This is a genomic window from Pseudoxanthomonas sp. LjRoot125 (assembly GCF_964252705.1).
Classification (GTDB): domain Bacteria; phylum Pseudomonadota; class Gammaproteobacteria; order Xanthomonadales; family Xanthomonadaceae; genus Pseudoxanthomonas_A.
This window is the reverse complement of the sequence record NZ_CAXUOY020000003.1, coordinates 38,203-54,465: the sequence shown is the minus strand read 5'-3', so window position 1 is coordinate 54,465 and position 16,263 is coordinate 38,203. Positions and strand designations below refer to the sequence as shown.

Genomic DNA, 16,263 nt, shown 5'->3' with positions numbered 1-16,263 from the left:
ATGCGGGATGCAATGGCAGCGCCCCTCCGCGAGGGAGGGGCGCCGGGGACTTACTTGGCCAACTGTTGCCAGAGGAAGGTGTAGGCCAGCGCGCTCATGTGCGCCGCCTGCGCGTTGTTCGCCGCGCCGCCGTGGCCACCTTCGATGTTCTCGTAGTAGCGCACGTCCTTGCCCGCTTCCAGCATCTTGGCGGCCATCTTGCGGGCGTGGCCCGGATGGACGCGGTCATCGCGGGTGGAGGTCATGAACAGCGAGGGCGGGTAGTCCTTCTTCGCGTCGAACAGGTGGTACGGCGAGAAGGTCTTGATGAATTCCCAGTCGGCGGTGTCGGGGTTGCCGTACTCGGCCATCCACGACGCGCCCGCCAGCAGGTGGTTGTAGCGCTTCATGTCCAGCAGCGGGACCTGCACCACCACCGCACCGAACAGCTCCGGGTACTGGGTCAGCATGTTGCCGGTGAGCAGGCCGCCGTTGCTGCCGCCCTGGATGCCCAGGTGCTTCGGCGAGGTGATCTTGCGGGCGACCAGGTCCTGCGCGACCGCGGCGAAGTCCTCGTACGCCTTGTGGCGATTGGCCTTCAGCGCGGCCTGGTGCCAGCGCGGACCGTACTCGCCGCCGCCACGGGTGTTGGCGACCGCGTACACGCCGCCCTTCTCCAGCCAGCCCTTGCCGACGCCGCCGGAGTAGCCGGGGGTCAGCGAGATCTCGAAGCCGCCGTAGCCGTACAGCAGGGTCGGGGTGCTGCCGTCATACTTCAGGCCTTCCGGGCGGACCAGGAAGTAGGGCACCTTGGTGCCGTCCTTGGACGTGGCGAAGTGCTGTTCGATCTTCTTGCCCGAGGCATCGAAGAACGCCGGCATCGACTTCAGCTGTTCCGGCTGCTTGCCGATCTCGGCGAGCGACAGCGTGGTCGGGGTCAGGTAGTCGGTGACGGTCAGCCACACCGCATCGCTGTCGTCGCTGTCCACGTCGCTGACGCCGATGGTGCCGAACGACGGCGCGCCGACGAAGGCGCTGGTCTTCCAGCCCGAGGCCGACGGCGTGAGCACGCTCAGGCGGTTCTTCACGTCTTCCAGCACGTTGAGGACGAGGTGGTTCTTCGTCCAGGTGAAGCCGGCCAGCGAGGTCTTGTCGGTCGGGGTGAACAGCACGTCGAAGTCGCGCTTGCCTGCCATGAAGTCGTCGAACTTCGTCGCCAGCAGGCTGCCCGCGGCGTAGGTCTTGCCGCCGACGGTCCACGCTTCGCGCAGTTCGAGGGTCAGCCACTCCTTGTGGACGCCCTTGTTGGCCGAATTCTGGACGTCGATCTTGGCCAGCTTGCCGTCGGCACCGCGCAGGTACAGCTCATCGTTGTAGAAGGCGATCGTGCGGCTGACGAAATCGCGCTGGAAGCCCGGCGTGTCGTCGTGGAACGCGGCGATGTACATGTCTTCCGCCGTGCCTTCGTAGACCACCGAGGCCGACGCCAGCGGCGTGCCGCGCTTCCATTCCTTGACGATGCGCGGGTAGCCCGAGCTGGTCAGGCTGCCGGCGCCGAAGTCGCTGTAGACGTAGACGGTGTCGGCGTCCTTCCAGCCCAGCGCGCCCTTGGCTTCGGGACGGTAGAAGCCATCCTTCAGGAACACCTTGTTGGCCAGGTCGAATTCGCGGGTCTCGTCGGCATCGGCGCCACCGCGCGACAGGGCGACCAGGCAGCGCGTGTAGTCGGGCTTGCGGCAGTCGGCGCCGTGCCAGACCCAGTTCTTGCCCTCGGCCTTGTTCAGCGCATCCAGGTCGAGGACGGTCTCCCACTGCGGCTGGGCCTTGCGGTACTCGGCCAGCGTGGTCCGGCGCCAGACGCCGCGCTCGTGCTGCTTGTCCTTCCAGAAGTTGTAGTAGAAGTCGCCGATCTTCTGCACGCCGGGGATCTTGGCGTCGGAATCGAGGATGGCGCGGATGTCCGCTTCCAACTGCTTGAAGGCCGGGGTCGAGGCGATCTCGGCCTCGGCCTTGGCGTTGACGCCCTTCACCCAGTCGAGCTGTTTCTGGCCTTCGACGTCTTCCAGCCAGGCATACGGGTCGTTGGACACGTCAGCCTCCTTGGCGTGGACGGGGGCGGTCATGGCGCCCGCAACGGCAAGGCCGGCGGCCAGGCAGGCATGGGTGAGTCTGGGCATCGGGAGTGGCTCCGGAGGTGCAATTCATGAACCTCTCACGCTAGCACAAGGCCCGGAGGCCACCCCATGCCGAAGGTCAGGCCGCCTTGGCCAAGCCCGGGTGGCGGGCGCGCAGGCGGCGGGCCTGCGGGGTGCGGCGGCGGGCGGCAGAGCGAAACCGATGCGCTGCCGCAGGCAGGCGGAACCGGTGCAGCGCCCACCATGCCGTGGCCGGCATGCCCACCAGCCACAGCGGCAGCCATCCCAGCGCGTCGGTGCTGGCGCGCGCCAGCGGCACCAGGAGCACCAGCGCCAGACCCGTCAGCACCGCCCGACGCAGCACACGGTCCAGCGCGGCGTCAGGGCGATCGGAAGCAGCAGGGCGGGACGACGTGAATGAGGCGATGGACATGGCGAGTAGCTCCCGTGAGTTGATGTCGGCACGACGTCACACTCGCGCACCTGCATCTCACGGGTTGCGACATCCCCGGTTAACATCGCCGTCGCATCCTGATGACTAGCGTGTCCGTATGACAGGGAGAAAGGAGTCCCGCATGCCCATGTCGTTGTTCTCCCGCGTCGCCCGTTGTGCCCTGATCGCCCTGCTGCTGGTGCTCGTCGCCGGCTGCGCCAGCCGCGGCGAGGCGCAAGCGGGTCCGGCACCCGTGGACCTGCCCCGCTTCATGGGCACCTGGCATGTGGTGGCGCACATTCCCTACTTCGCCGAGCGCGGGCACGTCGCGGCACGTTACGAGTACGCCTTCCGCGACCGCGACAAGGTCGGGGTGGCCTACCACTACCGTGAAGGATTCGACCAGCCCGAACAGGTGCGCGAAGCCCGCGCGTCGGTGAAGGAAGCCTCCGGCAACCGCGAGTGGACGTTGTGGTTCGTCGGCGTGGTGCCGGCCAAGTGGCGCATCGTCGACGTGGCCCCCGACTACTCCTGGGCACTGATCGACTACCCGGGCCGCGACATGGGCTGGATCCTGGCGCGCGATCCGGTGATGGATGACGCGCAGTACCAGGACCTGGTGAAGCGCGCGCGCGACCACGGCATCAATGCCCGCCAACTGGTCCGCGTACCGCAGCTGCCCGCACAGGTAGGCAAGCCGGGCTTCGGCGAGTCGAAGGGGCCCTGAGGCTCGGTCGGACCGCTTGGCGGCTTACTTTTTCTCGTAGTTCGACAGCGCGAGTTCCAGCAGCGCCTTCGCCTGTTCGCGCAGCACGGCGGGTTCGACGATCTCGGCGTCGGCACCGTAGTGGAGGATGTCCATCAACAGCTCGCGCGAAACGCTGTAGGGAATCTTGAGCTCGTAACGGCCGTCGGGCAGGTGGCGGCCCTGCTGTTTGGAATGCCATTGCTCGTCGGCGACCCAGCGCGCGGCCTTGGCACTGAACAGGATCGTCGCCCAGCCTTTCGGTTCGCCGGAGAAGATCCCGTAGCTCGATGCCAGGTGCTGGTTGAGTTCCTCGTTGGGCAGGTCGCGTGCGGGTTCTTCAGCCAACCGCGCGTTGCCCACGCGATCGACGGCGAAGCTGCGCAGCGCGTTGCGCTCGTGGTCCCACGCATCCAGGTACCAGTTGTCGCGGTAGTGGGTGATGCGCTGCGGCGACACCGTGCGGCGCGTCCGCTCGTCGGTGGAACGCGCGCGGTACTCGAACTGCAGCTGCTTGCGCTCCAGCACGGCCGAGGCGACGGTGCGGAAACTGGCCTCGTCCAACTTGCGGCCGCGATGCGGGATGACCCGCACGCGGTCTACCGGCCATTGCGACACGCCGGCATGGTCGGCCAGCAGTCCTTCGATGCGCTTCTGCAGCGGTGCCAGCGCGCCCGAGAGTACGCCGCCACCGGTACGGACCAGCAACTGCTGGGCGGCGAGCAAGGCATACAGTTCTTCCGAGCTCAGCCACAGGCCCGGCAGCTCGAAGCGTTCGCTTTCCGTGGCGTGGTAACGGAAGCCCGCTTCGCCATCGCCCTCGATGGGCGCCATCAGCGCATCGCGCAGGTAGGCCAGGTCGCGGTAGACGGTGGCGCGCGAACAGCCAAGCTCCTCCTGCAGGCGCTTCACCGTGACCGGGTAGCGCGCCGCCTTGAGGATGCGGTGCAGGGCGGTAATCCGTTCGATCTTGTCCATGGGGGGCACGGCAGGGGGCGTGGCCGGATTATCGCCGACGGGTGGCCGTTTTCGCCGCCCGCCTGACGTTGAGCGGAATACAGGGGACAAGCGCCGGCGGCGCCTTGGGCCCGTGCGGTGCCAGGCGTCCCGGCGTGTTTGCGCCGCCGGGACACCCTCAACGCACGGACCCAAGGCGCTGCCCCTTCGACGAGGCCGCCGCCATGCCTTTGCGTACCGCCCTGCTGTCCACGGCCACCCTGCTGATCCTGTCCGGACTGGCCGCATGCCAACGCACACCGCCCGCGGCGGGAGACGCGACCGCTTCCACCGTTGCGCCGGTGCCGCCGCATCGTGTCTCTGCGACGGATGCCGTGGCGGAGGTGAAAGCGTCGATGCACCGATTCCTGGATGCCCGCAGTTTCCATGCACGGATGGAGATGGATGGCGCGCACCCGATGACCAGCGAAATGGAGTACGTAGCCCCCGACCGCTATCGGATCACCCTGCCCACCGGCACGCAGACCGTCATCGGAAGCATGCTGTACATGCAGGTGAATGGCCGGTCCACGCGCGTTCCGCTGCCTCCCGAAACCCTGGCCCCCTGGCGCGATCCGCTCAAACTCCAGCAGGCCCAGCAAGGCCTCTCCGCGGACTTCCTCGGTGAGACGGAGATCGATGGCGTGTCGGCCAAGCACTACCGCGTCCGCAACACGGTGCCCGAGCCGGTAGCGTTCGAGTACTGGATCGGAGCCGGGGGCTTGCCGTTGCGGCTGCGCCACGACGGTACCGACAACGACGGCCGCGCCTACACCGTGGTGCAGACGTATTCGCGTTACGACGATCCGGCGATCGCCATCGAGACGCCTCGCTGAACGCTCGCATGCCCGAGGGTCAGGGCCGGCGCCACAACCGTGACTACGGTCGCCGTCCGACGGTTCATCCGTGGCACAATCCATGTCGCAAACCTGAATCGGAACAAGCACTTGGCTTGTGACTCCGTCGGGTGGCGCCTACCATGTAACCGATTACACCCTCCCCCCGAGGCCCCATGTCCCCGTCCGTGCTCCCTTCTCTTCTGACGCTCGCCCTGCTCACCGGCCTGGCCTCGCCTGCCCAGGCTGCCGATGTGCTGCTTCCGCGCAACGAGAAGGTGGATGCGACGAAGGCCACCAAGAGCTTCGGCAAGGAAGCCACCACGCTCGTGCCCGTGGCGGCCATGGCCGTGCGACCGATTCCGGAAGCCCCGCCCGCTCCGCCCCCGCCCACGCCCAAGCTGACCGGTGGCGGCGAGCTGGGCTTCGCGGCCGCCAGTGGCAACAGCAATACCGAAAGCTTCAACGGCCGCTTGGACCTGACCTACACCGACGGCGGTGCCTGGCGGCACAGCGCCAGCCTGTTCGGCCTGCATTCGCGCTCGGAGTACACCCGCACCGGCGACGACGGCAGCATCGTGCGCGACACCCGCACCACGGCGAACCGTTACACGGTCAACGCCAACAGCGCCTACCTGATGGACGATCGCGGCACGCTCAACACCGCGCTGCGCCACGAGGAAGACGACTTCGGCACGTACAGCCGCCAGCAGTCGCTCAGCCTGAGCTACGGCAACCGGGTCATCGAAAACGAGCGCGCGCACCTCGACCTGCAGGTCGGCCCCGGCTATCGCCGTGCCTACGACACCGTCGACGGACGCACCGAGGCCAGCTTCATCGGCCGTGGCCTGATCGACATGCGCTACGCGCTCACCGACAGCACCGAGATCGTCAACAAGCTGCTGGTGGAATCGGGCGAGTACAACACCTTCGCCCAGAACGATCTCGGCGTGTCGGTGACGATGAACTCGCATCTGGCCCTGAAGGCGGGCTGGCAGGCGCGCCACAACAGCGACGTGGCCGAAGACATCAAGAAAACCGACACGCTGACCACGATGAACGTGGTCTACCGCTTCAAGTAAAGACCGGTCAGGCCAGGAACGCGCCCGCGCCCTGGTCCAGCAGCTGCGCAGCCACGCGGCGCCCCAGCGCCTCCGGATCGCTCGCAGCGCCCTCGCCTTCGGCCCGGATCACCTGGCCCTCCGCGGCGGAGCCCACCAGCCCGGCCAATACCAGCGCGTCGCCTTCGCGCTGCGCGAACGCCGCCACCGGCACGTGGCAACTGCCGTGCAGCGCGCGGTTCATCGCGCGCTCCGCCTCCACGCACAGGCGCGTAGCGGCATCGTCCAGCGGTGCGAACAGCGCGTGCACGTCGGGATCTTCCGCGCGGCATTCGACCGCGATCGCCCCCTGCGCCGGCGCAGGCAGCCAGTCCGGCGCCTGCAGTCGCGCGCGGATGCGTGCATCGAAGCCCAGACGCTGCAGGCCCGCGCAGGCAAGCACGATGGCGTCGTAGTCGCCCGCATCCAGCTTGGCCAGGCGCGTGTTGACGTTGCCGCGCAGGTCGAGCAACCGCAGGTCGGGCCGCAGCGCGCGCAATTGCGCCTGCCGGCGCAGCGACGACGTGCCCACGCGCGCACCGTGCGGCAACGTGGCGATATCGTCGTAATGGTTCGACACGAAGGCGTCGGCAGGGTCGGCGCGCGTGAGGATCGCCGGCAGCGCGAACGGGCCCTCGAGTTCCATCGGCACGTCCTTCAGCGAGTGCACGGCGCAGTCGGCTTCGCCGCGCAGCATCGCGAGCTCCAGTTCCTTGAGGAACAGGCCCTTGCCGCCGATGGCCGCGAGCGAGCGGTCCAGCACCTCGTCGCCGCGCGTGCTCATCGGTACCAGTTCCACGGCCAGGTCCGGATGGATGGCGCGCAAACGGTCGGCGACGTGTTCGCTCTGCCAGAGGGCGAGCGGGCTCTTGCGGGTGGCGATGCGCAGCGTGGTCATGCGGGCATTATCCCGCATGCCGCGACGTCCGCGGGCATCACAGCGTCTTGACGGTCTCGCGCAGGCCGGCCACGCAGCGTCGGCTGACTTCCAGCGGCGCCTTGCCGTGACGCAGGATCGCCTGCACGTGGCCGTCGCCGACGCGCTTGATCTCGACCAGTTCGTGGCGCGCCACCAGGCAGTTGCGGTGGATGCGAACGAAGCGCCCACCGAACTCCTCCTCCAGCGATTTCAGCGACTCCTCGATCAGGTCTTCGCCGCGCGCGTGATGCACCACCACGTACTTCTCCTCGGCCTGCAGGTAGTGCACCTCGTCGACCGGGATCAGGCGCAGGCTGCCGCGCAGGCGCGCACACAGGTGGGTGCGCGGCTGGCCACTCGATGCTGCCGCAGGCGCCTGGGTCTCGCGCCCGGCAATGAACGTGCGTGCGCGCTCCAGTGCCGCCGCCAACCGTTCGGCGCGGATGGGCTTCATCAGGTAGTCGATCGCGGCGGCCTCGAAGGCCGACAGCGCATGCTCGTCATAGGCCGTGCAGAACACCACCGCCGGCCGCGGGTCGAAGGCAGCCAGATGCCTGGCTGCTTCCAGCCCGTCCACACCGGGCATCGCGATGTCGAGCAGGACCATGTCCGGGCGGTGCTGCGAACAGGCTTGCAGTGCATCCAGGCCGTTCTCGGCCTCGGCCACCACGTCGATGCCCGCATGCTCGGCCAGCAACGCGCGCAGGCGCTCGCGGGCGAGGGGTTCGTCGTCGGCTATGACCACTTTCACGGCAAAGGCGTCCTCGATGAACGTTGGCGTGATCCCCCGTGGCCTAGGTTACCCATGGCGGCGCCACGCGTCACCCGGGTGGGGACGCATGGGGATTACAACGCAAACCGCCGTTCCATCCAGTCACCCAGGTCACGGATTTCCTCGGCGCAGACCTGGTGCGCCATCGGATAGCGGTGCCACGCCACGTCGAAGCCCATGTCCCCCAGCGCCCGGGCGCTCTGCTCGGCATGGACCAGCGGGATCACCGGGTCGCCCGCGCCATGGGCCATGAAAACCGGCTGCGCGGTCGCCTTCGAAGCCAGCTGCGAGGCCGCCTGCGACGCGCCCGGCAGGTAGGTGGACAGGGCGATCAGGCCGGCGAGCGGCACCTGCCGGCGCAAGCCGGCGGACAGGATGATGGCGCCGCCCTGGGAGAAACCCGCCAGCAGCAGCCGTTCCGGCGCGATGCCGCGCGCATGTTCGCGCTCGATCAGCGCGTCCACCTGCACGAGGGATTCCTCGATGCCCGCACTGTCCGCACGGGTCGGGAAGTCCATGCCGACGATGTCGTACCAGGCGCGCATGCGCACACCGTTGTTGATGGTCACCGCGCGCACTGGCGCATGCGGAAACACGAAACGCAGCGCGGGCCAGCCGGGTCGCACGAGTTCGGGCGCGATCGGCGCGAAGTCATGGCCGTCGGCGCCCAGGCCGTGCAGCCACAGCACGGACCATTGCGGGGAAGGACCGGTGTCCTGTTCGACAGTTTCGAGAAGCGGGTCGGGGGTCGTCATGACGCCATTCTCGCCGCAGTGCCATGTGGAAACCAATCAGTCCGCGCCACCCTTCGCATCCGCGGGCAACCGGAACCGCACCGTACGCTGCGAGGCATGCGCCTGGCCGCTTGGCTCGAAACGCCAGCGCTGCGCGACCGCCAGCGCGGACGCGTCGAACAGGCCGGCAGGTGACGACGACAGCAGGCGCACGTCGCGCACGCTGCCATCGGGCTGGATGGTGAAGGCCACGTCCGCCTGCCCTTCGATGCGCGCACGCAAAGCGGGCAATGGGTAGCGCGGCTGGGCGTCCTGCACCAGGCGAGGCGTACGGATCGTCGGCGCGACACGCGCGACCGCAGCTGAGGGGAGGGGCATTTCGGCCATGACCGGCGCCGGCGGTGGCGGGGGGTTGGTCGCCACGGGTGTGCTCGCGGATGCGGGCGCTGGTTCTTCGGCCACCGTGGGCGGCGGCGCAGTCGTCGGTCGCGGCGCGACCATCACCGACGGCGGCGGTGTTTCCAGGGCCGCGATGGTGGCCTGCGCGGCCTGTTCCCGTTGCAGCGCTGCGATGCCCGTGCGCAGGCGCGGCAGGGCAGGCGCGCGTGCGTCGACGCGTTCGATCAACGCGAGCAACCGTTCGGCCTCGGCCGCATCGCCGCGCACGATGGCCTGCTCGGCGGCGATCACGACGTAGGGTTGCAGTTCGGCCAGCGCGGTTTGCGCACGTGCGGCCTCGGTCGCGTCCTCACGGGCGGCCAGATAGTGTTCTATCGCGTTGTCGCCTCTGGGCGACATCAGCCGTCGCTCGGCCAGCGCGCGGTCGGCGCGCGCGTACGGCGTCACTGCATCGCCACGGCTGTCGGGCGATGCCGCACGGACGGACGCCACGGACGCCGGCTCTCCCGACGCAGGTTCGGGCGCTCGCCCACACGCTGTCAGGCCAACCACCAACGCCAGGCCCATTCCGATCTTCTTCATGCTTGGATCACCCCCGTCATGCGGCCGGCAAGCCTAGGCGGCCTTCATGACGGCGATGCGTCAGGCCGATGCATCGACCGCCCTTGCCCTTTCGGACACTGGACACCGGCCTCGCCAGCGCCGCACCGGCAATGCCTTGTGCATGCGGATGACATGGAACCGTTTGCATGCATCCGACCCCCGTGTGCGGCACGTAAGTTCGGGTAAAGTGCGGTGATCCGGGGCCGATACCGTTTCGTATGGCCCCACCCCGGGGCGGCGTAGCAGGGACTGCCGTGGCGAACCCGGACCATCCGACGGATAACGTTCTTGGGGAAGACGCGACCGTGAGGCCCACTGCCATCGCCATGCCTGCCTTTTCTGCGCCTGCCGTACCCGATGTGTCCTGGGTCATCGACCACAGCGACAACGCCGTCGTGGTCTGCGACGACGACGCCCGCATCACCTACATCAACCAGGGCTTCACTCGGATGCTCGGTTACACCCTGGACGAAGTGGTGGGCCGCCGGCCCAGCGACTTCCTCGCGGGCCCGCATACCGATCCCGAAACCGTCGAATGGGTGCGTGGGCAGTTGAATGCCCAGCAGGGCTATCGCACCGAACTGCTGGTCTACGCCAAGACCGGTGTACCGCTGTGGATCTCGGCCGTGGTGAACCCGGTGTTCGACGGCGATCGGGGCACGCGTTACCTGCTGGGCGTCTACACCGACATCACCCACAGCAAGCTGCACGAAGAGTTGCACCGCAAGGTGCTGGGCGCCATCGTCCGCGAACAGCCGTTGCAGGACGTGCTGACGCTGGTCTGCCGGGAAGTGGAGAAGGTGATGCCGGAGGCGGTGGCGTCGGTGATCGCGCTCGACGATTACGGCCACCTGCGCGTGCTCGCCGCACCCAGCCTGCCCGACCACATCGCTGGCGCCGTCAACGGCGAGCGTGCCGGGCCGATGGTGGGCGCCTGTGGCTCGGCCGCATGGAGCGGGCAACCGGTGGAATGCACCGATATCGACCGCGACCCGCGTTGGCAGGCCTACAAGGCACCCTTCCTCGCGCTCGGCATCCGTGCCTGCTGGTCCAGTCCGATCAAGGGCCACGATGGCCGCGTGCTGGGTACCTTCGCGCTGTACTACTGGGAAAATCGCGCACCGGACGAGTTCCACCAGCGCGTGGTCGACGTCTGCCTGCACCTCTGCGCCCTGGCGATGGACCGCGAACGCGCGCGCGCGCGCATGCACCAGCTTTCCTTCTTCGACACCCTGACAGGGCTGCCCAATCGGGCGCTGTTCAACAACAAGGTCGAGCAGATGCTGCTGGACGCCGCGCGCAGGGACAGCGCCGTGGCGCTTCTGTTCGTCGACATCGACCGCTTCAAGATCGTCAACGACACCCAGGGCCACACCGCCGGCGACGCCTTGTTGCGCGAACTGGCCCGTCGGCTGAGCGGGGAACTGCGCGAGGCCGACGTGGTCGCGCGCCTGGCCGGCGACGAATTCGTGCTCGCCGTACCCGACTACGACGCCGAGAACGCCGCCAACCTCGCCGACCGCCTGATGGCGCGCCTGTCGCAGCCGGTGAATGCCGGCCGCATGATGCTGACGCCTCAAGCCAGCGTGGGCGTGGCGATGTTCCCCAGCGACGGCTGGGACGTGGATTCGCTGGTGCGCCACGCGGATATCGCGATGTACCGCGCCAAGTCCGAAGGCGGCGCCCGCATCGTGTTCTACAGCGTTGAAATGAACCAGGCCATGCAGGAACGCCTGGCGCTGGAGAATGCGCTGCGCGAAGCCGTGCGCAGCGGCCAGTTGCGCCTGCACTACCAGCCGCAGGTCGGCATGGACGACGACACCCGCCTGCACGGCGTGGAAGCCCTGTTGCGCTGGCGGCATCCGGAGATCGGCGAGATCTCGCCCGGGACCTTCGTGCCGATGGCCGAGGAATGCGGACTGATCGACGACCTCGGGCGGTGGACGCTCGAGGAAGCCTGCACGCAGATGGCGGACTGGCGTCGTCGCGGCGTGCCGGTGCCGCGCGTGTCGGTCAACCTGTCGGCGATCAATTTCGAGCAGCAGGACCTGCCCGCCTTCATCGGCAACGTACTGGGCAAGTGCGGCCTATCGCCCGACGAACTGATGGTGGAAGTGACCGAGAGCGTCATGCTGGCGCAGAAGCCGGAGGTGCTGGCCAACATCGATGCGATCCACCGCATGGGCGTGCATCTGTCGATCGACGACTTCGGTACCGGCTATTCCAGCTTGAGCCATTTGCACCGCCTGCCGATCAGCGAACTCAAGCTCGACATGAGCTTCGTCCGCGACCTCGAGCACAGCGAATCGGCGCGGGCGCTGACGACCTCCATCCTGCGCATCGGCGAGAGCCTGTCGTTGAAGGTCGTGGCCGAGGGCGTGGAGAACCAGGCCCAGCGCGCGGTCCTTGCATCGTTGAACTGCGACATCCTGCAGGGCTATTACGTGTCGCGGCCGCTGTCCCCGCATTCGCTGGAGCGCTGGCTCAGCCTGCAATCGCCGGCGGAGTGACGCGGTAGCGTCCGCCGTCCTGCAGGAACGCCAACGCGTCTCCGCAGGGCGCGGCGATCCGGAACTGGAGCAGATCGTCGGCACGCGTACGCCCCAGGTTCACGGCCGCCACGGGCGTGCCCGCGCGTATTGCGGCATGCACGAAGCGCAGACCCGAATACACCATCAACGACGAGCCCACCACGAGCATCGCATCGGCGCGCTCCAGATGCGCCATCGCCGCCTGGACACGCTCGCGCGGCACGTTCTCACCGAAGAAGACGACGTCGGGCTTGAGCATGCCGTCGCACGCATTGCAGGTCGGGATACGAAACACGCTGAAGTCGCGTCCTTCCAGATCCGCATCGCCATCCGGCGCCGCACCGGCGGTCAGGCCTGCCCACTCGGGATTCGCGTCGACGAGCCGGACCTGAAGCGCCGCGCGCGACGATCGTGCCGCGCAACCAAGGCAGACGATATCGTCCAGCCGCCCGTGAAGGTCGATCACCGACCGGCTGCCCGCAGCCTGGTGCAATCCGTCCACGTTCTGGGTCAGCAGGAGCTCGCAAGACCCCTGCGCCTCCAGGGCCGCCAGCGCGCGGTGCGCCGCATTCGGCCTGGCCTCGGCGATACGTGGCCAGCCAACCAGGCTGCGCGCCCAATAGCGCTGGCGTGTCGCAAGGTCGCCGACGAAGGCCTGGTAGGTCACCGGCGGCGTGCGCTTCCATGCCCCCTGCTCGTCCCGGTAGTCGGGAATCCCCGAAGCCGTGCTGCACCCCGCGCCAGTCAGCACGAACAGTCGCCGGTGGGCTGCCACGAAATCCTGGAGTCGCGTATCGCTCATAGCGGCAGCATAGGCGATGCGTCTTGCGGCGGTCAGGGTTTGGGCGCGGGGCAATAACTGCGCAGATAGTCCATGTGGGCCGGCATCCGCTGCGCGTTGCCCTGCACATGGTGGCGGATATCGTCGAGGAAACGCTGCAGCTCGGCCGGTGATATCGCGTCCGCCGTCGGGTGGTAACGCTTTGGCACCACGCCCTGCCCCATCATCACCTGGATCCACGAATTCTCGCCGAACAGCTCGCCGGGCACATGGAAGACGGTACCGGTCTCGCGGAAAAGTTCGATGCGATGGCGCAGCGTGGACGGGATTTCCATCTCCGCGATCTCGCGCCAGTACGGCGAGTCGCGCCGGTTGCTGAGGTGATAGTGCATCACCACGAAGTCGCGCACGTGCTGCAACTCCTCGTCCAGGCGCGCGTTGTATTCATCGATCGCCGGCTGGGCCACCACCTGCGGGAAGTTCTGCAGCAGGTGCACGATGCCGCGCTGGATCAGGTGGATCGTGGTCGACTCCAGCGGCTCGATGAAACTGCCCGCGAGGCCCAGGGCCACGCAGTTCTTTTCCCAGCACTGCTGGCGCTGCCCCGGCTTGAAACGGATCGGCCAGGGCTGCTTGATGACGTCACCCTCGAGGCTTCCCAGGAACTCTTCGCGCGCCTCGTCGTCGCTGACATGACGGCTCGAGTAGACGATGCCATTGCCGACCCGGTGCTGCAGTGGGATCCGCCATTGCCACCCTGCCTTCCCGGCGATGGCGCGCGTATACGGCACGGCGTCGCGCACGGCGGTGGTCTGGGTGGCCAACGCGCTGTCGTTGAACAGCCAGTGCGACCAGTCGGTGAAACCCACGCCCAGTGTCTTGCCGATCAGCAGCGCGCGAAAGCCGGTGCAATCGATGAAGAAATCGCCTTCGATAGCGTCGCCGTTCTCCATCTTCAGCGCCGTGATGAAGCCCGATGCCGCATCCGTCACGACGTCGGCGATCTTTCCCTCGACGCGCTTCGCTCCATGGCGCTCGCTGAATCGCCGCAGGAACTTCGCGTACAGGCTTGCATCCATGTGGTACGCGTAATTGATGCCGCCATGGGGAAGATGCGCGAAGCGGTCCGCCAGGGCCGCCTTCAACTCGAGGCAATAATCCTCGTAGCCGCTGGCGAAACCTTCCTTGCGTCCCCGTAGCCAGAAGTGCTGGAAGCCGGTCGCTCCCCGGTCTTTGCCGCTGAATCCGAAGGAATGGATGTAGCGATGCTCGGTATCGAGCCAGTTCTCGAACGAAATTCCCAGCTTGACGGTGCCCTGCGTGGCCGCCATGTACTCCCGCTCGTCGATATCGATCATCCGGTGGAAACTCATCAGCGTCGGGATGGTGGCTTCGCCAACCCCCACGGTACCGATCTCTTCGGATTCGACCAGCGTGATATCCAACACCTTGCCCAGGACCCTGGAGACCGCGGCGGCCGCCATCCACCCTGCCGTACCGCCCCCGGCGATGACGACGCGCTTCACAGGGCGATGGGAGATATCGTTGGTGTGGTTGCTCACGAATAGGCCCCTGGGCGTTCTTGATCAGCGATTGATCCGCTTGAGCAGGCGCGCGCGAAGGTCGCGGGCACGCACTTCGTCCAGCGGCGAGAGAAGGCGGCGGGCCTCCTCCGGAATATGCGCGACCGTGTCCGCACCGGCTTCGAACACGTAGTGGCGGAACACGTCCTGCCAGATCTCCCGCTCATGGGATGGCAGGTCGCGCATCGTCATCAGCGCGTACATCAGGACGTTCATCGGCGTGTCCATCCAACCCGGCGCCTCGCGCCACCAGTAATTGACCAGCACGTTGAACGGCTCCAGGCCCTCCATGTGGTGCCACCACATGCTGGGGATCAGGACTGCGTCGCCCGGTTCGAGTTCGGCCACCTGCGCGTACCGCATCGCTTCGGCGAAGCGCGGAAACCGCTCCAGATCGGGCGATGCGAAATCGACGAGGCTGACGGCCTGTCCGGCAGGCGTGAAGTCCAGCGGACCGATGTACAGGTTGCGCAACTGGTCCGGCGGGAACAGGGTGACGCGGCGGCGCCCCGCCACGACGCAGGCGATGTTGTCGGGCACGTCCTGATGGGCGGCGATGCGGGTGCGGTTGCCTATCCATATGCTCGCCAGCGGATCGCGACCTTCCAGGGCGAGCGCATTTTCTTCACGGAAGCCTGGCAGCCAGGTGTCGAGCGTGGTCGATGCGACGTAGATCATCGGCGCGGGTTCCCGTGCCGCGTACTTGAGCAACGTGTCGAGCACCGTGCCCAGCGGAATATGCTCCTGGCGGAAGTTGAAGCCGCTCAGGTCGTCGTTGTAGAACACCCGCCCGCCGGCTTCCGGGGCCGCGACCGTCGCGACCACCGGCGGTGCGTCCTGGCGTTCGAAGCCATGCAGATAAGCCACTGCGGCCTGCATCGACTCCCGCGCTGCCGCCACCATCGGCCAATGGGCCACAAGGCCTCGCACCACGGTCGGCCCGGACGCCGATGCCCGCAGCGCCTCGGCCAGCGCGCCGGGCGCTTCGCCGCGAAGCTCGCGGATGGGCTTAGCGTCCGCCGGCACGGCTCCGATTCATCCTGTCGATCAGGGCACGGAAGTTCGAAATCGAAGCCACGGCCATGAAGATCGGCTCCAGGTGCCCGTCCGCATGCAGCTGGCCCAGTGCACCGGCATCGAGGCCGCGGAGACGGTCCTCGTTGATGAGGTAGTACCCGGCCAGCCGGTTGAGCGAGCCATCGTCCAGTTGCACGTCGAGCGCGAACGATTCCAGCAACTCGTGCTTGAGCAGCGCATCGATGAAGGCCGGCAGGCGTTCCAGCCCGTTGTGCAGCGTGAGCAGCACCGATGCGATCCGCTCCAGGTATTCGCTGTTGCCGCCATGCTCGCGGAACAGCGGCTCGCCTTCGGCGCTGCCGACCCGGGGGTTGTCCAGGTCGATATGCACCGTCATTTCGTCGCCGCCACGCCCGATCAGGAAGGGCTGCCGCTCGATCGCCAGCGGCAGGTAGTGCGCATCCCAGCGCTCGCCATCGAGGAACAGGTTCTTTCCCTCCTCGAATCCCAGCAACGCGATCGGCGACAACGCGCCGTGCGCGTCCTTGCGGAACACGATCGGATAGCAGGCCTGCAGGTCGCGGAACTCGGCAGGGAACGTGGCGGCGAAACCGACATCGTCGCCCAGCTGCGCGCCGCGCCGGGTGTCGATGCGCAAGTCCTTGTGGTCGATGTTGTTGACCTGGGCATGTCGGGTCAT

The 16,263-nt window shown here is 67.5% G+C and carries 15 protein-coding genes; 4 read left to right on the top strand and 11 right to left on the bottom strand.

Going from position 1 to position 16,263, the window contains the following annotated elements:
- Positions 1–50 precede the first annotated feature (50 nt).
- Both ACSION_RS17295 and ACSION_RS17290 read right to left on the bottom strand, forming a co-directional pair.
- Positions 51–2,156, bottom strand: coding sequence for a prolyl oligopeptidase family serine peptidase (locus ACSION_RS17295; protein ID WP_435307027.1), 2,106 nt, complete (start codon positions 2,154–2,156; stop codon positions 51–53).
- A 76-nt stretch (positions 2,157–2,232) separates the two neighbouring features.
- A complete protein-coding gene (locus ACSION_RS17290; RefSeq protein ID WP_435307026.1) occupies positions 2,233–2,547 on the bottom strand; it encodes a hypothetical protein in 315 nt (104 codons plus the stop codon).
- A 142-nt stretch (positions 2,548–2,689) separates the two neighbouring features.
- Between ACSION_RS17290 and ACSION_RS17285 the strand changes: the two genes are divergently transcribed.
- On the top strand, positions 2,690–3,274 hold the full coding sequence (locus ACSION_RS17285; protein ID WP_435307025.1) for a lipocalin family protein: 585 nt from the start codon (positions 2,690–2,692) through the stop codon (positions 3,272–3,274).
- Positions 3,275–3,298: 24 nt separating this feature from the next.
- On the opposite strand, the gene ACSION_RS17280 is transcribed toward ACSION_RS17285, so the two are convergent.
- Positions 3,299–4,270, bottom strand: coding sequence for a helix-turn-helix transcriptional regulator (locus ACSION_RS17280; RefSeq protein ID WP_435307024.1), 972 nt, complete (start codon positions 4,268–4,270; stop codon positions 3,299–3,301).
- Positions 4,271–4,473: 203 nt separating this feature from the next.
- Here ACSION_RS17280 and ACSION_RS17275 point away from each other — a divergent pair, with 203 nt between their 5' ends.
- Both ACSION_RS17275 and ACSION_RS17270 read left to right on the top strand, forming a co-directional pair.
- A complete protein-coding gene (locus ACSION_RS17275) occupies positions 4,474–5,124 on the top strand; it encodes a hypothetical protein (RefSeq protein ID WP_435307023.1) in 651 nt (216 codons plus the stop codon).
- 344 nt (positions 5,125–5,468) lie between these two features.
- Complete coding sequence (locus ACSION_RS17270) at positions 5,469–6,206, top strand: DUF481 domain-containing protein (protein WP_435307176.1); 738 nt, start codon at positions 5,469–5,471, stop codon at positions 6,204–6,206.
- A gap of 7 nt (positions 6,207–6,213) precedes the next feature.
- On the opposite strand, the gene hemC is transcribed toward ACSION_RS17270, so the two are convergent.
- The 4 genes from hemC to ACSION_RS17250 all read right to left on the bottom strand — a co-directional run bounded on the left by hemC (position 6,214) and on the right by ACSION_RS17250 (position 9,630).
- The gene (gene hemC / locus ACSION_RS17265; protein WP_435307022.1) at positions 6,214–7,122 is read right to left on the bottom strand and encodes a hydroxymethylbilane synthase; all 909 of its coding nucleotides are present in this window, start codon (positions 7,120–7,122) and stop codon (positions 6,214–6,216) included.
- 37 nt (positions 7,123–7,159) lie between these two features.
- Positions 7,160–7,894, bottom strand: a complete 735-nt coding sequence (locus tag ACSION_RS17260; protein WP_093488248.1) for a LytR/AlgR family response regulator transcription factor — start codon at positions 7,892–7,894, stop codon at positions 7,160–7,162.
- A 95-nt stretch (positions 7,895–7,989) separates the two neighbouring features.
- Entirely contained in the window at positions 7,990–8,670 is a 681-nt protein-coding gene (locus tag ACSION_RS17255; protein WP_435307021.1) for an alpha/beta hydrolase, read from the bottom strand.
- A gap of 36 nt (positions 8,671–8,706) precedes the next feature.
- Positions 8,707–9,630 carry an energy transducer TonB gene (locus ACSION_RS17250; protein WP_435307020.1) on the bottom strand — a complete coding sequence of 308 codons (924 nt, stop codon included), beginning with the start codon at positions 9,628–9,630 and terminating at the stop codon, positions 8,707–8,709.
- 347 nt (positions 9,631–9,977) lie between these two features.
- On the opposite strand from ACSION_RS17250, the gene ACSION_RS17245 reads away from it, so the two are divergent.
- Complete coding sequence (locus ACSION_RS17245; protein WP_435307019.1) at positions 9,978–12,161, top strand: sensor domain-containing protein; 2,184 nt, start codon at positions 9,978–9,980, stop codon at positions 12,159–12,161.
- Here the strand turns inward: ACSION_RS17245 and ACSION_RS17240 are convergent.
- From ACSION_RS17240 to ACSION_RS17225, 4 genes are read right to left on the bottom strand one after another with little or no spacing between them, the layout of a single operon-like run.
- On the bottom strand, positions 12,136–13,002 hold the full coding sequence (locus ACSION_RS17240; protein WP_435307175.1) for an NAD-dependent protein deacetylase: 867 nt from the start codon (positions 13,000–13,002) through the stop codon (positions 12,136–12,138). The two genes, ACSION_RS17245 and ACSION_RS17240, sit on opposite strands and share 26 nt — an antisense overlap.
- Positions 13,003–13,016: 14 nt before the next feature.
- Positions 13,017–14,525, bottom strand: a complete 1,509-nt coding sequence (locus tag ACSION_RS17235) for a tryptophan halogenase family protein (protein WP_435307018.1) — start codon at positions 14,523–14,525, stop codon at positions 13,017–13,019.
- 24 nt (positions 14,526–14,549) lie between these two features.
- Positions 14,550–15,572: a cupin-like domain-containing protein gene (locus ACSION_RS17230; RefSeq protein WP_435307017.1), complete on the bottom strand. Its 1,023-nt coding sequence runs from the start codon at positions 15,570–15,572 to the stop codon at positions 14,550–14,552.
- A complete protein-coding gene (locus ACSION_RS17225) occupies positions 15,556–16,263 on the bottom strand; it encodes a SapC family protein (protein ID WP_435307016.1) in 708 nt (235 codons plus the stop codon). The genes ACSION_RS17230 and ACSION_RS17225 overlap by 17 nt, the downstream gene beginning before the upstream one ends.